Annotated in this window: 15 protein-coding genes; 14 read left to right on the top strand and 1 reads right to left on the bottom strand. The window is 70.0% G+C overall.

Annotation, left to right across the window (positions count from 1 at the left end; translation table 11 throughout):
• Positions 1–77: 77 nt before the first annotated feature.
• Entirely contained in the window at positions 78–884 is an 807-nt protein-coding gene (locus tag ACJ6WD_RS21070; protein ID WP_016574489.1) for a C40 family peptidase, read from the bottom strand.
• A 763-nt stretch (positions 885–1647) separates the two neighbouring features.
• On the opposite strand from ACJ6WD_RS21070, the gene ACJ6WD_RS21065 reads away from it, so the two are divergent.
• Genes ACJ6WD_RS21065 through nuoN form a run of 14 tightly spaced genes read left to right on the top strand, consistent with a single transcriptional unit; the run spans position 1648 to position 17861 of the window.
• The gene (locus ACJ6WD_RS21065) at positions 1648–2007 is read left to right on the top strand and encodes an NADH-quinone oxidoreductase subunit A (RefSeq protein WP_016574488.1); all 360 of its coding nucleotides are present in this window, start codon (positions 1648–1650) and stop codon (positions 2005–2007) included.
• Positions 2008–2016: 9 nt separating this feature from the next.
• On the top strand, positions 2017–2589 hold the full coding sequence (locus ACJ6WD_RS21060; RefSeq protein ID WP_016574487.1) for an NADH-quinone oxidoreductase subunit B family protein: 573 nt from the start codon (positions 2017–2019) through the stop codon (positions 2587–2589).
• On the top strand, positions 2586–3341 hold the full coding sequence (locus ACJ6WD_RS21055; protein ID WP_233661112.1) for an NADH-quinone oxidoreductase subunit C: 756 nt from the start codon (positions 2586–2588) through the stop codon (positions 3339–3341). The genes ACJ6WD_RS21060 and ACJ6WD_RS21055 overlap by 4 nt, the downstream gene beginning before the upstream one ends.
• Positions 3341–4675, top strand: a complete 1335-nt coding sequence (locus tag ACJ6WD_RS21050) for an NADH-quinone oxidoreductase subunit D (protein ID WP_331249379.1) — start codon at positions 3341–3343, stop codon at positions 4673–4675. Before ACJ6WD_RS21055 ends, ACJ6WD_RS21050 begins: the two co-directional genes overlap by 1 nt.
• Before the next feature lie 35 nt (positions 4676–4710).
• Entirely contained in the window at positions 4711–5556 is an 846-nt protein-coding gene (nuoE, locus tag ACJ6WD_RS21045; RefSeq protein ID WP_233661159.1) for an NADH-quinone oxidoreductase subunit NuoE, read from the top strand.
• Entirely contained in the window at positions 5556–6938 is a 1383-nt protein-coding gene (nuoF, locus tag ACJ6WD_RS21040) for an NADH-quinone oxidoreductase subunit NuoF (RefSeq protein ID WP_038520160.1), read from the top strand. Before nuoE ends, nuoF begins: the two co-directional genes overlap by 1 nt.
• Complete coding sequence (locus ACJ6WD_RS21035) at positions 6935–9478, top strand: NADH-quinone oxidoreductase subunit G (protein ID WP_407616319.1); 2544 nt, start codon at positions 6935–6937, stop codon at positions 9476–9478. Before nuoF ends, ACJ6WD_RS21035 begins: the two co-directional genes overlap by 4 nt.
• Entirely contained in the window at positions 9475–10854 is a 1380-nt protein-coding gene (nuoH, locus tag ACJ6WD_RS21030; protein ID WP_233661110.1) for an NADH-quinone oxidoreductase subunit NuoH, read from the top strand. The genes ACJ6WD_RS21035 and nuoH overlap by 4 nt, the downstream gene beginning before the upstream one ends.
• Positions 10847–11509 carry an NADH-quinone oxidoreductase subunit NuoI gene (gene nuoI / locus ACJ6WD_RS21025; protein ID WP_407616318.1) on the top strand — a complete coding sequence of 221 codons (663 nt, stop codon included), beginning with the start codon at positions 10847–10849 and terminating at the stop codon, positions 11507–11509. The genes nuoH and nuoI overlap by 8 nt, the downstream gene beginning before the upstream one ends.
• Positions 11506–12357 carry an NADH-quinone oxidoreductase subunit J gene (locus tag ACJ6WD_RS21020; RefSeq protein ID WP_233661108.1) on the top strand — a complete coding sequence of 284 codons (852 nt, stop codon included), beginning with the start codon at positions 11506–11508 and terminating at the stop codon, positions 12355–12357. The genes nuoI and ACJ6WD_RS21020 overlap by 4 nt, the downstream gene beginning before the upstream one ends.
• Positions 12354–12653, top strand: a complete 300-nt coding sequence (gene nuoK, locus ACJ6WD_RS21015) for an NADH-quinone oxidoreductase subunit NuoK (protein WP_016573026.1) — start codon at positions 12354–12356, stop codon at positions 12651–12653. Before ACJ6WD_RS21020 ends, nuoK begins: the two co-directional genes overlap by 4 nt.
• Before the next feature lie 13 nt (positions 12654–12666).
• Positions 12667–14550, top strand: coding sequence for an NADH-quinone oxidoreductase subunit L (gene nuoL, locus ACJ6WD_RS21010; protein WP_407616317.1), 1884 nt, complete (start codon positions 12667–12669; stop codon positions 14548–14550).
• Between the two features lie 3 nt (positions 14551–14553).
• Positions 14554–16212: an NADH-quinone oxidoreductase subunit M gene (locus ACJ6WD_RS21005; RefSeq protein WP_233661106.1), complete on the top strand. Its 1659-nt coding sequence runs from the start codon at positions 14554–14556 to the stop codon at positions 16210–16212.
• Entirely contained in the window at positions 16209–17861 is a 1653-nt protein-coding gene (gene nuoN / locus ACJ6WD_RS21000; protein ID WP_407616316.1) for an NADH-quinone oxidoreductase subunit NuoN, read from the top strand. Before ACJ6WD_RS21005 ends, nuoN begins: the two co-directional genes overlap by 4 nt.
• Positions 17862–17898 lie beyond the last annotated feature (37 nt).

The following is a 17898-nucleotide window of genomic DNA, read 5'->3' as shown; positions in this document are numbered from 1 at the left end:
CGAACGACGCGGAAACCGCCCCTCCCGAGCGGGGGAGGGGCGGTTTCCGATGGGTGTCTTACGGGAGCCGCGGACGGTTAGAGGACGCGCACCGCACCGGTGGGCATGTCGTAGCTGAGCGGGCGCTCCACGATGCCGGTGCTCGGGTTCTGGGCACCGATGAAGTTGCCGTTCCCGACGTAGACGGCGACGTGGTAGGCGCTGCCGGCGCTGCCCCAGTAGAGGATGTCGCCGACCTGGAGGTTGCCGAGGCCGACCTGGGTGCCGGTGGTCGACTGGCTCTGCGAGACCCGCGGCAGGTCGATGCCGATCTGGGAGAACGCGGCCTGGGTCAGGCCGGAGCAGTCGTACGAGGACGGGCCGCTGGAGCCGAGCACGTACGCCTTGCCGAGCTGCGCCTTCAGGAAGGAGACGAGGCTGGCGACGCTGCCGGAGGCGGCGGGGGCGTCGGAGACGGCGGAGAGCGTGGTGCGCGCGTCGGAGCGGGAGGCGCGGGTCTGCGCGGCTTCCTTGGCCTTGCGGGCCTCTTCGGCGGCCTTCTTCGCCTCGGCCTCGGCCTTGGCCTGCTTCTCCGCGGCTTCCTTGGCCTTGTTGGCGGCCTTGTCGGCCTTGGCGGCCGCCGCGTCCTGGAGTGCCTGACGCTCGTAGTTGAACGCGGCCTGCTGGGCGGCGTCGGCGCTCTTGGCGGCACTGGTGGCCAGCGCCGTCGTGATGGTGGGCATCTCCTGGGTCTCGGAGACGGGCTTCTCGACGGCATTGGCCGGCACGGTCGCGCCGGTCACCGCGAGGGTGAGGAAGCCACCGGTCACGCCCGCACGCAGGGCCCGCGAGGACGCGGAGCGGCGGGGCTTCCGGTGGCTGGGTATGAGTGCGTTCGGGGACATGGCACCACGGCTATCAGGAGCCGCAGGTTGCTGCCAACAAAGGTGGGGTGCGCCACACTTGGCGTGTACGCGACGAATAAAACGGACTTTTCGTCAGGCGCCGTGCCGCTGACGCGATGTCCGAATTTCGCGATCATGTTCCTACGCACGGCATTTGATGTTCGGCGCGGCCTCCGGGGGCGCTTATCACTTCTTGATCCGCCACGCCAAGGCTTCCCGGGCGTCAAGGTCTTATGACTCCAAGGCGCGTGGGATAGGTCACTCGTGAGTGTCCGTTATGTTCCCGTGACCGACCGTCGGCTCCCGGCCGGCCGTGCGCCGTCCCGGAGTTCCCCGGATCCACCCTCCGCTCGTGAACGGGAGCACGTACCGACGATCACGGGAGGGTCACGAGAGCATCACGTCTACGGCCCTCGCGCATATAGCAGTTGATGTGCGTCCAGCGCCAATTTGCTTGTGCGGCTTGGTTCTTGATAGTGAAACCACCGCTCTGACCAGCGGTAACCCTGGCAAATGTCACCTCTGGTGATCACTCGCGCGCTTCGTGTACGGAGATCACCGGTCATCCGACTTCATGATCCTTCGTCAGGTGGTGAAGATCACAAAGGCGTTGTCTCACCCCGTGTCGCAGATCACAGACCGACGGGCATAAGATGCGGGCATCGGGCTTGTGAACTGCCTCACATATCCACGATCACCGGGGCAGCGGGCGAGCCCGAGCGGACCGCCATCCAGTCATCGTCGACTGAAGGGAGCGAGGACGGTGAACGCTTACGCGCCCATCCTCGTACTGGGAGCCCTCGGGGCAGGCTTTGCGATCTTCTCCGTGGTCATGGCCACGCTCATCGGCCCCAGGCGCTACAACCGGGCCAAGCTCGAAGCGTACGAATGCGGAATCGAGCCGACGCCACAGCCGTCCGGCGGCGGTCGCTTCCCGATCAAGTACTACCTGACGGCGATGCTCTTCATCGTCTTCGACATCGAGATCGTCTTCCTCTATCCCTGGGCGGTCAGCTTCGACGCCCTGGGACTGTTCGGGCTCGTCGAGATGCTCCTCTTCGCGCTCACCGTCTTCGTCGCCTACGCCTACGTCTGGCGTCGCGGCGGCCTGGAATGGGACTAGGGGGCACCAATGGGACTGGAAGAGAAGCTGCCCAGCGGCTTTTTGCTGACCACCGTCGAGCAGGCCGCGGGCTGGGTGCGCAAGTCATCGGTCTTCCCCGCGACCTTCGGGCTGGCCTGCTGCGCCATCGAGATGATGACCACCGGCGCCGGGCGCTATGACCTGGCCCGCTTCGGCATGGAGGTCTTCCGCGGCTCCCCGCGGCAGGCCGACCTGATGATCGTGGCCGGCCGGGTGAGCCAGAAGATGGCGCCGGTGCTGCGGCAGGTCTACGACCAGATGCCGAACCCGAAGTGGGTGATCTCCATGGGGGTTTGCGCCTCCTCGGGCGGCATGTTCAACAACTACGCGATCGTGCAGGGCGTCGACCACATCGTCCCCGTCGACATCTACCTGCCGGGCTGCCCGCCCCGCCCCGAGATGCTCATGGACGCCATCCTCAAGCTCCACAAGAAGATCCAGGGCACCAAGCTCGGGGTCAACGCGGTGCAGGCGGCCCACGAGGAAGAGGCCGCGGCGCTCAGGGCACTCCCGCTGATCGAGAGGGACCGCTCGTCAGAGAAGAAAGGGCTGCTGCGGTGAGCGAGCCGACGAACCCCCCGAACCCGGACGCCCCCGACGAGGCCGTCCCGGCGCAGCGCGCGGACACCGGCGAGGTGATCGGCACCCGCCGCGGGATGTTCGGCGCCAACAACGGCGGTGACACGTCCGGTTACGGCGGGCTGGTCCGCACCGTCCGCCTGCCCGGCGCCAGCACCCGCCCCTACGGGGGACCGGACGGTGCCGAGGGCGCCGGCGTCTTCGACGAGATCGCCGACGAGCTGGAGGGCGCCCTCGACGAACAGGGCCTGGTGCCCGAGAACGTCCTCGACAAGACCGTCGTCGACCGCGGCGAGATCACCTTCCACGTCCAGCGGGAGTACCTGCCGGTCGTCGCCCGGACCCTGCGCGACGACCCCGCGCTCCGCTTCGAGCTGTGCACCGGCGTCAGCGGGGTCCACTACCCCGACGACAAGGGCCGCGAGCTGCACGCCGTTTACCACCTGCGCTCGATCACCCACAACCGGCTGATCCGGCTGGAGGTCACCGCACCTGACGCCGACCCGCACCTGCCGTCGACCGTCGACATCTATCCGACCAACGACTGGCACGAGCGCGAGACCTACGACTTCTTCGGCCTGATCTTCGACGGGCACCCGGCGCTCACCCGGATCATGATGCCGGACGACTGGCAGGGCTTCCCGCAGCGCAAGGACTACCCCCTCGGCGGCATCCCCGTCGAGTACAAGGGCGCGCAGATCCCGGCTCCCGACCAGCGGAGGTCGTACACCTGATGAGCACTCCCAGCGAGACGTCCCGGGCCACCCCCCGCGAGACCACCGAGGGCCCCGTCTACACCGTCACCGGTGGTGACTGGGACGAGATCGCCGCGGCCGCCGCCAAGTCCGACGACGAGCGGATCATCGTCAACATGGGGCCGCAGCACCCCTCCACCCACGGCGTGCTCCGGCTGATCCTGGAGATCGACGGCGAGACCGTCACCGAGGCCCGCTGCGGCATCGGCTACCTCCACACCGGCATCGAGAAGAACCTCGAATTCCGCACCTGGACGCAGGGCACCACGTTCGTGACGCGGATGGACTACCTCACGCCGTTCTTCAACGAGACGGCGTACTGCCTGGCCGTGGAAAAACTGCTCGGCATCACCGACGACGTCCCGGACCGGGCCTCGGTGATCCGCGTGCTGCTGATGGAACTCAACCGGCTCTCCTCCCACCTGGTGTGCATCGCCACCGGCGGCATGGAGCTGGGTGCCACCACGATCATGATCTACGGCTTCCGGGACCGGGAACTGATCCTCGACATCTACGAGCTGATCACCGGCCTGCGGATGAACCACGCCTACGTCCGCCCCGGCGGCCTGGCCCAGGACCTCCCGCCCGGCGCCGTCGACCAGGTCCGCGCCTTCGTCAAGAAGATGCAGAAGAACATGGCCGAGTACGACAAGCTCGCCACCGGCAACCCGGTCTTCAAGGCGCGCATGGAGGGCATCGGCTACCTCGACCTGGCCGGCTGCATGGCCACCGGCGCCACCGGGCCCCTCGTCCGCTCCGCCGGACTGCCCCACGACCTGCGCAAGGCGCAGCCGTACTGTGGATACGAGACCTACGACTTCGAGGTGCCGACCGCCGACACCTGTGACGCATACGGCCGGTTCCTGATCCGGCTGGAGGAGATGCGCCAGTCGCTGCGGATCGTCGAGCAGTGCCTGGACCGGCTGGAGCCGGGGCCGGTGATGGTCGCCGACAAGAAGATCGCCTGGCCCGCCCAGTTGGCCCTCGGCCCCGACGGCCTGGGCAACTCCCTGGACCACATCAAGAAGATCATGGGCACCTCGATGGAGGCCCTGATCCACCACTTCAAGCTGGTGACGGAGGGCTTCAGGGTCCCGCCGGGAGAGGTGTACACCGCCGTCGAGTCGCCCAAGGGCGAGCTGGGCGTGCACGCGGTCAGCGACGGCGGCACCCGCCCCTACCGGGTGCACTTCCGCGACCCCTCGTTCACCAACCTCCAGGCCATGGCGGCGATGTGCGAAGGCGGCCAGGTCGCCGACGTCATCGTCGCCGTCGCGTCCATCGACCCCGTGATGGGAGGCGTCGACCGGTGAACGCCACTCCGGCACCCAAGGACGTCCAGCTGGGGATGCCCCAGCTTCCGGCCCCCGACTATCCGGCCGACGTCAAGGCCCGGCTCGCCGCGGACGCGCAGGAGGTGATCGCCCGCTACCCCGACTCCCGCTCGGCGCTGCTGCCGCTGCTGCACCTCGTCCAGGCCGAGGAAGGCCACGTCACCCGCACCGGCGTCCGCTTCTGCGCCGAACAGCTCGACCTGACCACCGCCGAGGTCACCGCGGTCTCGACGTTCTACTCGATGTACCGCCGGGGGCCCAGCGGCGACTACCAGGTCGGGGTCTGCACCAACACCCTGTGCGCGGTGATGGGCGGCGACGCCATCTTCGAGGAGCTCAAGGAGCACCTTGGCGTCGACAACGGCGGGACCACCGAGGACGGCGCGATCACCCTCGAACACATCGAGTGCAACGCCGCCTGCGACTTCGCGCCCGTCGTGATGGTCAACTGGGAGTTCTTCGACAACCAGACGCCGCGCTCCGCCCGGCAGCTCGTCGACGACCTGCGGGCCGGCCGGACCGTCGAACCCACCCGCGGCGCCCCGCTCTGTTCGTTCAAGGAGACCGCCCGGATCCTCGCCGGCTTCCCCGACGGCCGGTCCGGTGCCGTCGAGGCGACCGGCGGGGCCGGCCCCGCCTCCCTGGTCGGGCTGCGGCTGGCCCGGGGCGAGGCCCCGGCCGGGCCCCCCACGGACCACGTCATCGCACCCCGGGCGGCGGCCCCCGCCGAGGAGCCGCCCGGCGGGCGCCCCGGTGAGCAGGCGCCCCCGACCCACCCCAGCTCGCACGACGCCCCGCAGCAGACCTCGGCCTCCGACGACGCCTTCCCGGCCGGGCCCACCGCCAAGGAGGGGGAGTGATGACCGTGGCAGCCGAATTCGGCGGCGCCTCCCGGCCGCACGCCGGCGGAACGACCAACCCGGAGAAGGTCCTCGCACCGGTCCTCTCCGCCTTCTGGGACGACCCGAAGTCCTGGACGCTGGAGACCTACCTGCGCCACGAGGGGTACGAAGGCGCCCGCAAGGCCCTCGCGATGGCCCCGGACGACGTCATCGCCTACGTCAAGGACTCCGGGCTCCGCGGACGCGGCGGCGCCGGCTTCCCGACCGGCATGAAGTGGCAGTTCATCCCGCAGGGCGACGGCAAACCGCACTACCTGGTGGTCAACGCCGACGAGTCGGAGCCGGGGACCTGCAAGGACATCCCGCTGCTCTTCGCCAACCCGCACGCGCTGATCGAGGGGATCGTGATCGCCTGCCACGCGATCCGCTCGAACCACGCCTTCATCTATCTGCGCGGTGAGGTCGTGCCCGTGCTGCGCCGCCTGCACGAGGCCGTGCGGGAGGCGTACGCGGCGGGCTTCCTCGGCAAGGGCGTCCTCGGCTCGGGCCTCGACCTGGACGTCACGGTGCACGCGGGCGCCGGCGCGTACATCTGCGGCGAGGAGACCGCGCTGCTGGATTCGCTGGAAGGTCGTCGTGGCCAACCTCGTCTGCGCCCCCCCTTCCCCGCCGTGGCCGGCCTCTACGCCTGCCCCACTGTGGTGAACAACGTCGAATCCATCGCCTCGGTTCCCGCGATCCTGAACAAGGGCAAGGAGTGGTTCAGGTCGATGGGCAGCGAGAAGTCCCCGGGCTTCACGCTCTACTCGCTCAGCGGCCACGTCGCCAACCCCGGCCAGTACGAGGGCCCGTTGGGCATCACCCTGCGCCAACTGCTCGACGTCAGCGGCGGGATGCGCCCCGGCCACCGGCTGAAGTTCTGGACGCCGGGCGGCTCCTCCACCCCGATGTTCACCGACGAGCACCTCGACGTCCCGCTCGACTACGAGGGCGTCGGCGCGGCCGGCTCGATGCTCGGCACCAAGGCGCTCCAGTGCTTCGACGAGACCACCTGCGTGGTCCGGGCGGTGACCCGCTGGACGGAGTTCTACGCCCACGAGTCCTGCGGCAAGTGCACACCGTGCCGCGAAGGGACGTACTGGCTGGTGCAGTTGCTGCGCGACATCGAGGCCGGTCGGGGCCGGCTCGACGACCTCGACAAGCTCGCCGACATCGCCGACAACATCAACGGCAAGTCCTTCTGCGCCCTCGGCGACGGCGCCGCCTCGCCGATCTTCTCCTCGCTCCAGTACTTCCGCGCGGAGTACGAGGAGCACCTCACCGGCAAGGGCTGCCCCTTCGACCCCGCCAAGTCGACCCTCTGGGCCGACAACGACGCTCACCTGGGGGTGAACGCATGACCATCACGACCAGCGCCCCCAATGGGGGTGGTGCTGCGGCGGTGCCACCGGAGGACCTCGTCACCCTGACGATCGACGGCATCGAGATCTCCGTCCCCAAGGGGACGTTGGTCATCCGGGCCGCCGAACTCCTCGGCATCGAGATCCCGCGCTTCTGCGACCACCCGCTGCTGGACCCGGCGGGCGCCTGCCGGCAGTGCATCGTCGAGGTCGAGGGCCAGCGCAAGCCGATGGCCTCCTGCACCATCACCTGCACCGACGGGATGGTGGTCCGCACGCAGCTGACCTCCCCGGTCGCCGAGAAGGCGCAGCGCGGCGTGATGGAACTGCTGCTGATCAACCACCCCCTGGACTGCCCGGTCTGCGACAAGGGCGGCGAGTGCCCGCTGCAGAACCAGGCGATGCAGGTCGGCGACCCCGACTCCCGCTTCGAGGGCAAGAAGCGCACCTACGCGAAGCCGGTGCCGCTCTCCACCGAGGTGCTGCTGGACCGCGAGCGGTGCGTGCTGTGCGCGCGGTGCACCCGCTTCAGCAACCAGATCGCCGGCGACCCGATGATCGAGCTGGTCGAGCGCGGCGCCCTCCAACAGGTCGGCACCGGCGAGGGCGACCCCTTCGAGTCGTACTTCTCCGGGAACACCATCCAGATCTGCCCGGTGGGCGCGCTCACCTCGGCCGCCTACCGCTTCCGCTCCCGCCCCTTCGACCTGGTCTCCTCGCCGTCGGTGTGCGAGCACTGCGCGGGCGGTTGCGCGACCCGGACCGACCACCGGCGCGGCAAGGTGCTGCGGCGGCTGGCGGCGGACGACCCCGAGGTCAACGAGGAGTGGATCTGCGACAAGGGCCGGTTCGCCTTCCGGTACGCGCAGGCACGCGACCGGCTGGAGCACCCGCTGGTGCGCAACGCCGAGAGCGGTGAACTGGAGCCGGCGAGTTGGCCCGCCGCGCTGGACGCCGCGGCGCGCGGGCTGGCCGCCGCCCGGGGCCGGGCCGGCGTGCTGACCGGCGGCCGGTTGACCGTCGAGGACGCCTACGCGTACGCCAAGTTCGCCCGGGTCGCGCTGCACACCAACGACATCGACTTCCGGGCCCGGCCGCACAGCGCGGAGGAGGCGGACTTCCTCGCCGCCCACGTCGCCGGCCGCGGTAGGGACCTCGACGGGAGCGGCGTCACCCACACCTCGTTGGAGCAGGCGCCGGCGGTCCTGCTGGCCGGCATCGAGGCGGAGGAGGAGGCGCCCGGCGTCTTCCTGCGGCTGCGCAAGGCGCACCGCAAGCACGGCCAGCGCACCTGGGGGCTGGCCAGCCACGCCACCCGCGGGTTGATCAAGGCGGGCGGGACGCTGCTGCCGGCCGCGCCCGGCACCGAGACCGAATGGCTGGACGCGCTCGCGGGCGGGGTCGGGCTGGACGGCGAGGGCCGGGCCGCGGCCGAGGCGCTGCGCGCGGACGGCGCGGTGATCGTCGTCGGCGAGCGGCTGGCGGCGGTGCCCGGGGCGCTGACCGCGGCGCTCCGTACCGCCACCGCCACCGGCGCCCACCTGGTGTGGATGCCGCGCCGGGCGGGCGAGCGGGGGGCCGTCGAGGCCGGTGCGCTGCCCGGGCTGCTGCCCGGTGGCCGGCCGGCCACCGACCCGGTGGCGCGGGACGAGGTCGCCGCGGCCTGGGGCGTCGGCGCGCTGCCGCACCGGCACGGTCGGGACACCGGCCAGATCGTCGAGGCCGCGGCCACCGGTGAGCTGGCCGCCCTGCTGGTGGCGGGCGTGGAGGTGGCCGACCTGCCCGATCCGGCGCGCGCGTTGGCGGCCCTGGACGAGGTCGGGTTCCTGGTCAGCGTGGAGCTGCGGCCCTCCCGGGTCACCGAGCGGGCCGATGTGGTCCTCCCGGTGGCGGCGGTGGTGGAGAAGGCCGGCACCTTCCTCAACTGGGAGGGCCGGGCCCGGTCGTTCGAGGCCGCGCTCAAGCCGGACCAGATGACCCGGCGGCAGCTGATGCCGGACTCCCGGGTGCTGCAGATGCTCGCCGACGCGATGGAGGCGGACCTGGACCTGCCGGACGTGCACGCGGTGCGGCGGGAGCTGGACCGGCTCGGCGGCTGGCGCGGTCCGTTCGCCGGCGAACCGGCCCAGACGGGACGGCCGTTGCCCCGTCCGACCCCCGGTGAGGCCGTGCTCGCCGGGCACCGCCTCCTGTTGGACCAGGGGCTGCTCCAGGAAGGCGACGAGGCGCTGGCCGGGACCCGGCACGCCGCGGTCGCCCGCCTGTCGTCGGCGACCGCCCAGGAGACCGGCGTCGAGGACGGCGACCTGGTGGTGGTCACCGGGCCGGCCGGCTCGGTGAGGTTGCCGCTGCGGGTCACGTCGATGCCCGACCGGGTGGTGTGGCTGCCGCTGAATTCCGTGGGAGGCGGCGTCGCCGCCGACACCGGGGCGCACCCCGGTGAGCTGGTGAAGGTCAGTGCCTCCCCCACTCCCGACTCCGCTCAAGCGGGGGGAGCCCCATCGGATACGCCGGCGTCGGCCGAGGAGGTGGAGGCATGATGCAGCATCCCGGTTTTCCGGTGGCCGCGTTGGCCGCCCAGGAGGACCTGTCGATGTTCGGGCGCGACCCGTGGTGGCTGGTCGTCATCAAGGCGGTGTTCTGCTTCGCGTTCCTGATGCTGACGGTGTTGTTCTCCATCGTCTGGGAGCGCAAGGTCGTCGCCTGGATGCAGCTGCGGATCGGCCCCAACCGGCACGGGCCCTGGGGGATGCTCCAATCCCTGGCCGACGGCATCAAGTTGATGCTGAAGGAGGACCTGGTCGTCCGGCGGGCCGACAAGGCGGTGTACATCCTCGCGCCCATCGTGGCGGCGATCCCGGCCTTCATGGCGATCGCGGTGATCCCCTTCGGGCCGGCGGACAACGAGATCTCGATCTTCGGGCACCGCACCCCGATGCAGCTGACCGACCTCCCGATCGGCGTCCTGTACATCCTGGCCACGGCCTCGGTCGGCATCTACGGCATCGTGCTGGCGGGTTGGTCCTCCGGTTCGACGTACCCGCTGCTGGGCGGTCTGCGGTCGTGCGCGCAGATGATCTCGTACGAGATCGCGATGGGCGCGGCGTTCGCGTCGGTCTTCCTGTACTCCGGGTCGATGTCGACGTCGACCATCGTGGAGTCGCAGACGAACAAGTGGTACGTGCTGCTGCTGCCGGTGTCGTTCCTCATCTACATCGTCACGATGGTGGGGGAGACCAACCGGGCGCCGTTCGACATGCCGGAGTCCGAGGGCGACCTGGTCGGCGGCTTCAACACCGAGTACTCGTCGATCAAGTTCGCGATGTTCATGCTGGCCGAGTACGTCAACATGGTCACCGTCTCGTCGGTCGCGGTCACCCTCTTCCTCGGTGGCTGGCGGGCGCCCTGGCCGATCTCGACGTTCTGGGAGGGCGCGAACCACGGCTGGTGGCCGATGCTCTGGTTCGTCCTCAAGGTGCAGCTGCTGCTGTTCTTCTTCATCTGGCTGCGCGGGACGCTGCCCCGGGTCCGCTACGACCAGTTGATGCGGCTGGGGTGGAAGGTCCTCATCCCGGTGTCGATGGTGTGGCTGTTGCTCGTCGCCACCGTCCGGGCCCTGAAGAACGAGGGCTACGACTTCTCCCAGATCGTGCTGTACGTGGGCGGGAGCGCGGTGGCGCTGTTGCTGATCTCGCTGGTCGTGGACTTCTTCCGGCGGGTGGAGCCGGAGGGCGACGGCGACGCCGCCTTCGACCCGATGGCCGGCGGGTTCCCCGTTCCGCCGCTGCCCGGGCAGACCGCGCCGCCGGTGCCGCGCAGGCGACCCCGTCGCGACGGAGAGTTGATTGTCAGTGGTCGGGTGGACACTGTGAGTGACGGAAATGAGAGCGACGGAAAGGGGGGCGACGGTGCCTGAGTTCGAGAACCCGGTGGCCGGCTTCGGCGTGACCTTCAAGGCCATGTTCAAGAAGCGGCTGACCGAGCAGTACCCCGAGGAGAAGAAGCCGACGGCGCCGCGCTTCCACGGCCGGCACCAGCTCAACCGCCATCCGGACGGGCTGGAGAAATGCGTCGGCTGCGAGCTGTGCGCCTGGGCCTGTCCGGCCGACGCGATCTACGTCGAGGGCGCGGACAACACCGACGAGGAGCGCTACTCCCCGGGCGAGCGCTACGGCGCGGTCTACCAGATCAACTACCTCCGCTGCATCCTGTGCGGCCTGTGCGTGGAAGCCTGCCCGACCCGCGCGCTCACCATGACCAACGAGTACGAACTCGCCGACCGGTCCCGCGAATCGCTCATCTACACCAAGGAAGAGCTGCTCGTGGGCCTGTCGGAGGGGATGGTCGACTCCCCGCACGCGATCTTCCCGGGGATGACCGAACGGGACTACTACAACGGGCTGGTGGACCACGCCGCGCCGGGCACGGTCCGGCAGGTGGCCCGCTCCAAGGGGGAGGACCCCGAGGACCCCGAGGACGCGGCGGCCGGGTCTGCGGGGTCTGCGGGGGCTGCCGGGTCGACGGGGTCGGCCGAACGGCCGGGCGCGACGGGTAAGGGGGCGCAGGCATGATGCACCTCGCCGCCGCGGCCTCCACCGGCGAGGCCGTGCAGTTCTGGATCCTGGGGATCGTCGCCGTGGCCGGCGCGCTGAGCACGATCCTGATGAAGCGGGCCGTGCACAGCGCCCTCTCGCTCGCCGGGACCATGATCGTCCTGGCGGTCTTCTACCTCGCCAACGGCGCGTACTTCCTCGGCGTCGTGCAGGTCGTGGTGTACACCGGCGCGATCATGATGCTGTTCCTGTTCGTGGTGATGCTGGTCGGCGTCACCGCGGCGGACTCCCTCAAGGAGACCCTCAAGGGCCAGCGTTGGCTCGCCGCCGGGCTGGGCCTCGGCTTCGGCATCCTGCTGATCGCCGGGATCGGCAACGCCTCGCTCAAGGAGTTCAACGGCCTCGGCGACGCCAACGCCGGGGGCAACGTCCAGGGCCTGGCCGCGCTGATCTTCACCAAGTACGTCTTCGCCTTCGAGATCACCGGCGCGCTGCTGATCACCGCGGTGGTCGGGGCGATGGTCCTGACCCACCGGGAGCGCACCGAGCGCGCCAAGACCCAGCGGGAGCTGTCCGAGGCCCGCATCCGCGAGGGCAAGCAGGTGACGCCGCTGCCCGCACCGGGCGTCTACGCCCGGCACAACGCGGTCGACATCCCCGGTCTGCTGCCGGACGGCACGCCGTCCGAGCTGACGGTCAGTCCGACGCTGCGGGAGCGCGGCCAGGTCCGGGACGTCTCCGGGCAGTCGCTGGCCGACCTCAAGGCGCTGGAGCAGCGGTCCGAGGAGTGGCTGGGGCGGGAGCCCGGCGCCTCGCCGAAGAAGCGGCCCGGCCCCTCGGCACCGAAGGAGGGCGCCCAGAAATGAACCCGGTCTACTACCTCTACCTCGCCGCCCTGTTGTTCACCATCGGCGCGGCCGGCGTGCTGATCAGGCGGAACGCCATCGTGGTGTTCATGTGCATCGAACTGATGCTGAACGCCTGCAACCTCGCCTTTGTCACCTTCTCGCGGATGCACGGGAATCTGGACGGCCAGATCATCGCCTTCTTCACGATGGTCGTCGCCGCCGCGGAGGTCGTGGTCGGCCTGGCCATCATCGTGTCGATCTTCCGCACCCGTCATTCGGCCTCGGTCGACGACGCCAGCCTGATGAAGCTGTAAGGGGTCGCACAAAGTGGAGAACTTGATCGCGCTGCTTGTCGCGGCACCGCTGGTCGGTGCGGCCCTGCTGCTGTGCGGCGGCAAACGCCTGGACCGCACCGGCCACTGGATCGGCACGCTCCTCGCGGTGGCCTCGTTCGCCGTCGCGGTGGTGCTCTTCGTCGACATGCTCGGCAAGGGCGCCGAGCACCGGGCGCTGCACCAGCACCTGTTCAGCTGGATCCCGGTCGGTGGCTTCCGGGCCGACCTCGCCTTCCAGCTGGACCAGTTGTCGATGACCTTCGTCCTGCTGATCACGGGTGTCGGGTCGCTGATCCACATCTACTCGATCGGCTACATGGAGCACGACGAGCGGCGCCGCCGCTTCTTCGGCTACCTCAACCTCTTCCTGGCGGCGATGCTGCTGCTCGTCCTCGCCGACAACTACCTGCTGCTGTACGTCGGTTGGGAGGGCGTGGGCCTGGCGTCGTACCTGCTCATCGGGTTCTGGCAGCACAAGCCCAGCGCGGCGACCGCCGCGAAGAAGGCGTTCTTGGTCAACCGCGTCGGCGACATGGGCCTGTCCATCGCGATCATGCTGATGTTCACGACGTTCGGCACGTTCGCCTTCGGGCCGGTGCTCACCGCGACCGGCGGCGCGTCCGAGGGCAAGCTGACCGCCATCGGGCTGATGCTGCTGCTGGCCGCCTGCGGCAAGTCGGCACAGGTGCCGCTGCAGTCCTGGCTGGGCGATGCGATGGAGGGCCCGACACCGGTGTCGGCGCTGATCCACGCCGCCACGATGGTCACCGCCGGGGTGTACCTGATCACCCGCTCCGGGGCGATCTTCAACGCCGCGCCGGACGCGCAGACCGCGGTGGTCGCGGTCGGCGCGGTCACCCTGTTGTTCGGTGCGATCGTCGGTTGCGCCAAGGACGACATCAAGAAGGCGCTGGCCGGTTCGACGATGTCGCAGATCGGCTACATGGTGCTGGCCGCCGGCCTGGGCCCGATCGGCTACGCCTTCGCGATCATGCACCTGGTCACCCACGGCTTCTTCAAGGCGGGCCTCTTCCTCGGCGCCGGTTCCGTGATGCACGGGATGAACGAGGAGGTGGACATGCGCCGTTACGGCGGCCTGCGCACATACATGCCGGTCACCTTCGTCACCTTCGGGCTCGGCTACCTGGCCATCATCGGCTTCCCCGGGCTGTCCGGCTTCTTCTCCAAGGACAAGATCATCGAGGCGGCGTTCGCCCGGGGCGGCTCCGAGGGCTGGATCCTCGGCGGTGCGGCGCTGCTGGGCGCCGCGATCACCGCGTTCTACATGACGCGGGTGATGCTGATGACGTTCTTCGGCGAGAAGCGGTGGGACCCGAAGGAGGTGCACCCGCACGAGTCGCCGAAGGTGATGACGATCCCGATGATCGTGCTGGCCGTCGGTTCGGTCTTCGCGGGCGGGCTGTTCAGCGCGGGCGACTCCTTCGTCCGCTGGCTGGAGCCGGTCACCTCCTTCGCGCACGGCCACTCCCCGGTGAACGCCGGTGCGGTCACCGCCGCCACGATGGTGGTGCTGGTGATCGGCGTCGGCATCGCCTGGCTGATGTACGGCCGCAAGGCGATCCCGGCCACCGCGCCGCGCGGTTCGCTGCTGACCCGGGCGGCCCGCCGCGATCTGCTCCAGGACGACTTCAACCACGTCGTCCTGGTCCGGGGCGGCGAGCACCTGACCCGCACGCTGGTCTACCTCGACCACTCCCTGGTGGACGGCGCGGTCAACGGCACGGCGGCCTCGATGGGCGGACTCTCCAGCCGGCTGCGCCAGTTGCAGACCGGCTTCGTCCGCTCCTACGCGGTCCAGATGCTGGGCGGGGCCGCCGTTCTCGTCGCCGCGACCCTGCTGATGAGGGGTGTCTGAGCCATGTCGTTTCCCCTGCTGACGGCGACCGCCGCGGTGCCGGCGATCGGTGCGATCGCCACCGCCGCGGTGCCCGCCGCCAAGCGCACCGCGGCCAAGTGGCTGGCGTTGCTGTTCTCACTGGCCACGCTGGCGCTGGCGGTGCTGATCGCGGTGCGCTTCGACCCCGGCGCCAAGGAGCCGTTCCAGCTCACCGAATCCCACGCCTGGATCCGGGACTTCGGGGTCCGCTACGACCTCGGCGTGGACGGCATCGCGGTCGCCCTGATCGCGCTGACCGCGGTGCTGATCCCGTTCGTCATCCTGGCCGGCTGGCACGACGCCGACCCCCTGGAGGGCGCGGAGCCCAATCGCCGCTGGCGGCCCACCCAGGGCTTCTTCGCGCTGATCCTGGCGGTCGAGGCGATGGTGGTGCTCTCCTTCGAGGCCACCGACGTCTTCCTCTTCTACATCTTCTTCGAAGCCATGCTGATCCCGATGTACTTCCTCATCGGCGGCTTCGGGGACCGGGCCGGGGGGCGCGGCGAGCAGCAGGCCGCCGCCCAGCGCTCCTACGCCGCGGTGAAGTTCCTGCTCTACAACCTCGTCGGCGGTCTGATCATGCTGGCCGCGGTGATCGGGCTGTACGCCGCCACCGCCGACCAGTTGGGCGCCGGCACCTTCTCGCTGACGCAGATCGTCGAGGCCCGGGCGTCCGGCGCGCTGACCCTGGGCACCGGCACCGAACGGCTGCTGTTCCTCGGCTTCTTCTTCGCCTTCGCGGTGAAGGCGCCGCTGTGGCCGCTGCACACCTGGCTGCCCAACGCCATGGGCGAGGCGACCTCCCCGGTCGCGGTGCTGATCACCGCGGTCGTCGACAAGGTCGGCACGTTCGCGATGCTGCGCTTCTGCCTCCAGCTCTTCCCGGAGGCCAGCAGCTGGGCCACCCCGGTGATCCTGGTGCTGGCGCTGATCAGCATCGTCTACGGCGCGCTGCTCGCCGTCGGCCAGCGGGACATCAAGCGGCTGATCGCCTACGCCTCGATCTCGCACTTCGGCTTCATCATCCTGGGCATCTTCGCGATGACCTCCCAGGGCCAGGGCGGCGCGACGCTCTACATGGTCAACCACGGGATCTCGACGGCCGCGTTGATGCTGGTGGCCGGCTTCCTGATCAGCCGGCGCGGTTCGCGGTTGATCGCGGACTTCGGCGGCGTCCAGAAGGTCGCCCCGATCCTCGCCGGCACCTTCCTCATCGGCGGTCTGGCCACCCTGTCGCTGCCCGGACTGGCGCCGTTCGTCAGTGAGTTCCTGGTCCTGGTGGGCACGTTCAGCCGCTATCCGGTGATCGGGATCATCGCCACCGTCGGCATCGTGCTGGCCGCGCTGTACGTCCTCGTCCTGTACCAGCGGACGATGACCGGCCCGGTCAAGGCGGAGGTCAGCAAGATGCCGGACCTCAGGGCGCGGGAGCTGGTGGTGGTCGCGCCGCTGATCGCGCTGCTGCTCTTCCTCGGGGTGTATCCCAAGCCGCTCACCGACATCGTCAACCCGGCGGTCCAGCACACCCTGACCGTCGTGGACAAGACGGATCCCAAGCCCAGCGTGAAGGTGGACGCCGTGCCAGGTTCGGGCCGGCACGGCCAGACCGCGCAGACCCAAGACGTGGAGGCCGCGAAGTGAGTTCCGTGGCGAGTGTCCACAGCCTGTGGACGGTGGCGGCCGAGCTGCCGGGCAAGATCCCGGCACCGCGGATCGAGTACGTCCAGCTGTCGCCGACGCTGATCATCCTCGGCGCCGCGATCGTCGGCGTCCTGATCGAGGCGTTCCTGCCGCGCCGCAGCCGCTACTACGTCCAGGTGCTGCTGACCGTGGTGGCGCTGGCCGCCGCGTTCGCCGCGGTGATCGGGTTGGCGGCGGGCGGCTTCGGCTCGTCCAAGGCGCACGTGGCCGCGATGGGCGCGATCGCGGTGGACGGCCCGGCGCTGTTCCTCCAGGGCACGATCCTGCTGGTGTCGCTGATCGCGGTGTTCACCTTCGCCGAGCGCCGGCTGGATCCGGCGACCCACGGCAAGCGGGTGGACTCCTTCGCGGCGCAGGCCGCCGCCGTCCCCGGCGGCGAGGCCGAACAGGCCGCGGTCAAGGCCGGGTTCACCACCACCGAGGTCTTCCCGATCCTGCTCTTCGCGGTCGGCGGCATGCTGGTCTTCCCGGCCGCCAACGACCTGCTGACCCTCTTCATCGCGCTGGAGGTCTTCTCCCTCCCGCTCTACATCCTGTGCGCGCTGGCCCGCCGGCAGCGGCTGCTCTCGCAGGAGTCCGCGGTGAAGTACTTCCTGCTCGGTGCCTTCTCCTCGGCCTTCCTGCTGTTCGGCGTGGCCCTGCTCTACGGCTACGCCGGCACCGTGACGTACGCCGGCATCGCGGAGGTGATCTCGGACGGCGCCCGGCAGGTCGACCCGGCGCTGGCCGGCACGATGGGCAACGACGCGCTGCTGCTGATCGGCGGGGCGCTGGTGCTGATGGGCCTGCTGTTCAAGGTCGGCGCGGTGCCGTTCCACATGTGGACGCCGGACGTCTACCAGGGCGCCCCGACCCCGGTGACGGGCTTCATGGCGGCCGCCACCAAGGTCGCCGCGTTCGGCGCGCTGCTGCGGCTGCTGTACGTGGTCCTGCCCGGCATGCGCTGGGACTGGCGGCCGGTGATGTGGGGCGTGGCGATCCTGACCATGCTGGGCGGTGCGGTGCTGGCCATCACCCAGACCGACATCAAGCGGCTGCTGGCCTACTCCTCGATCGCGCACGCCGGGTTCATCCTCGCCGGTGTCATCGCCGCCAGTAAGGACGGCATCTCCTCGGTGCTCTTCTACCTGGCGGCGTACTCCTTCGTCACGCTCGGTGCGTTCGCCGTGGTGACGCTGGTGCGGGACGCCGGCGGCGAGGCCACCCACCTGTCGAAGTGGGCCGGGCTCGGGCGGCGTTCGCCCCTGGTGGCCGCGGTCTTCGCGGTCTTCCTGCTGGCCTTCGCGGGCATTCCGCTGACGTCCGGGTTCGCCGGGAAGTTCGCGGTGTTCAAGGCGGCGGCGGAGAGCGGCGCGGGCTGGCTGGTGGTGGTCGGTGTGATCTCCTCGGCGATCGCGGCGTTCTTCTACATCCGGGTGATCGTGCTGATGTTCTTCAGCGAGCCGAAGGCGGACGGTCCGACGGTGGCGGTGCCCAGCGTGCTGACGTCCACCGCCATCGCGGTCGGCGTCGCGGCCACGCTGGTGCTGGGCCTGGCGCCGCAGTACTTCCTCGACCTGGCCGGGCAGGCGGGAGTCTTCATCCGCTGATCCGCCGGCCCGACGCGCGGCCGCCGCCCGGTGCCCC

Origin of the sequence: Streptomyces sp. VTCC 41912 (assembly GCF_045799175.1) — a bacterium.
GTDB lineage: Bacteria > Actinomycetota > Actinomycetes > Streptomycetales > Streptomycetaceae > Streptomyces > Streptomyces albulus_C.
Note: the sequence above shows the minus strand (reverse complement) of the source record. Positions and strands in the feature narration are given on the sequence as shown.

Excerpts from the sequence above, each read along its gene's own strand:
- ACJ6WD_RS21035 (WP_407616319.1), top strand. The coding sequence starts at position 6,935 with ATGACCATCACGACCAGCGCCCCCAATGGGGGTGGTGCTGCGGCGGTG.
- ACJ6WD_RS21060 (WP_016574487.1), top strand. The coding sequence starts at position 2,017 with ATGGGACTGGAAGAGAAGCTGCCCAGCGGCTTTTTGCTGACCACCGTC.
- nuoK (WP_016573026.1), top strand. The coding sequence starts at position 12,354 with ATGAACCCGGTCTACTACCTCTACCTCGCCGCCCTGTTGTTCACCATC.
- nuoH (WP_233661110.1), top strand. The coding sequence starts at position 9,475 with ATGATGCAGCATCCCGGTTTTCCGGTGGCCGCGTTGGCCGCCCAGGAG.
- ACJ6WD_RS21070 (WP_016574489.1), bottom strand. The coding sequence starts at position 884 with ATGTCCCCGAACGCACTCATACCCAGCCACCGGAAGCCCCGCCGCTCC.
- ACJ6WD_RS21005 (WP_233661106.1), top strand. The coding sequence starts at position 14,554 with ATGTCGTTTCCCCTGCTGACGGCGACCGCCGCGGTGCCGGCGATCGGT.
- nuoF (WP_038520160.1), top strand. The coding sequence starts at position 5,556 with ATGACCGTGGCAGCCGAATTCGGCGGCGCCTCCCGGCCGCACGCCGGC.
- ACJ6WD_RS21050 (WP_331249379.1), top strand. The coding sequence starts at position 3,341 with ATGAGCACTCCCAGCGAGACGTCCCGGGCCACCCCCCGCGAGACCACC.
- nuoE (WP_233661159.1), top strand. The coding sequence starts at position 4,711 with ATGCCCCAGCTTCCGGCCCCCGACTATCCGGCCGACGTCAAGGCCCGG.
- ACJ6WD_RS21020 (WP_233661108.1), top strand. The coding sequence starts at position 11,506 with ATGATGCACCTCGCCGCCGCGGCCTCCACCGGCGAGGCCGTGCAGTTC.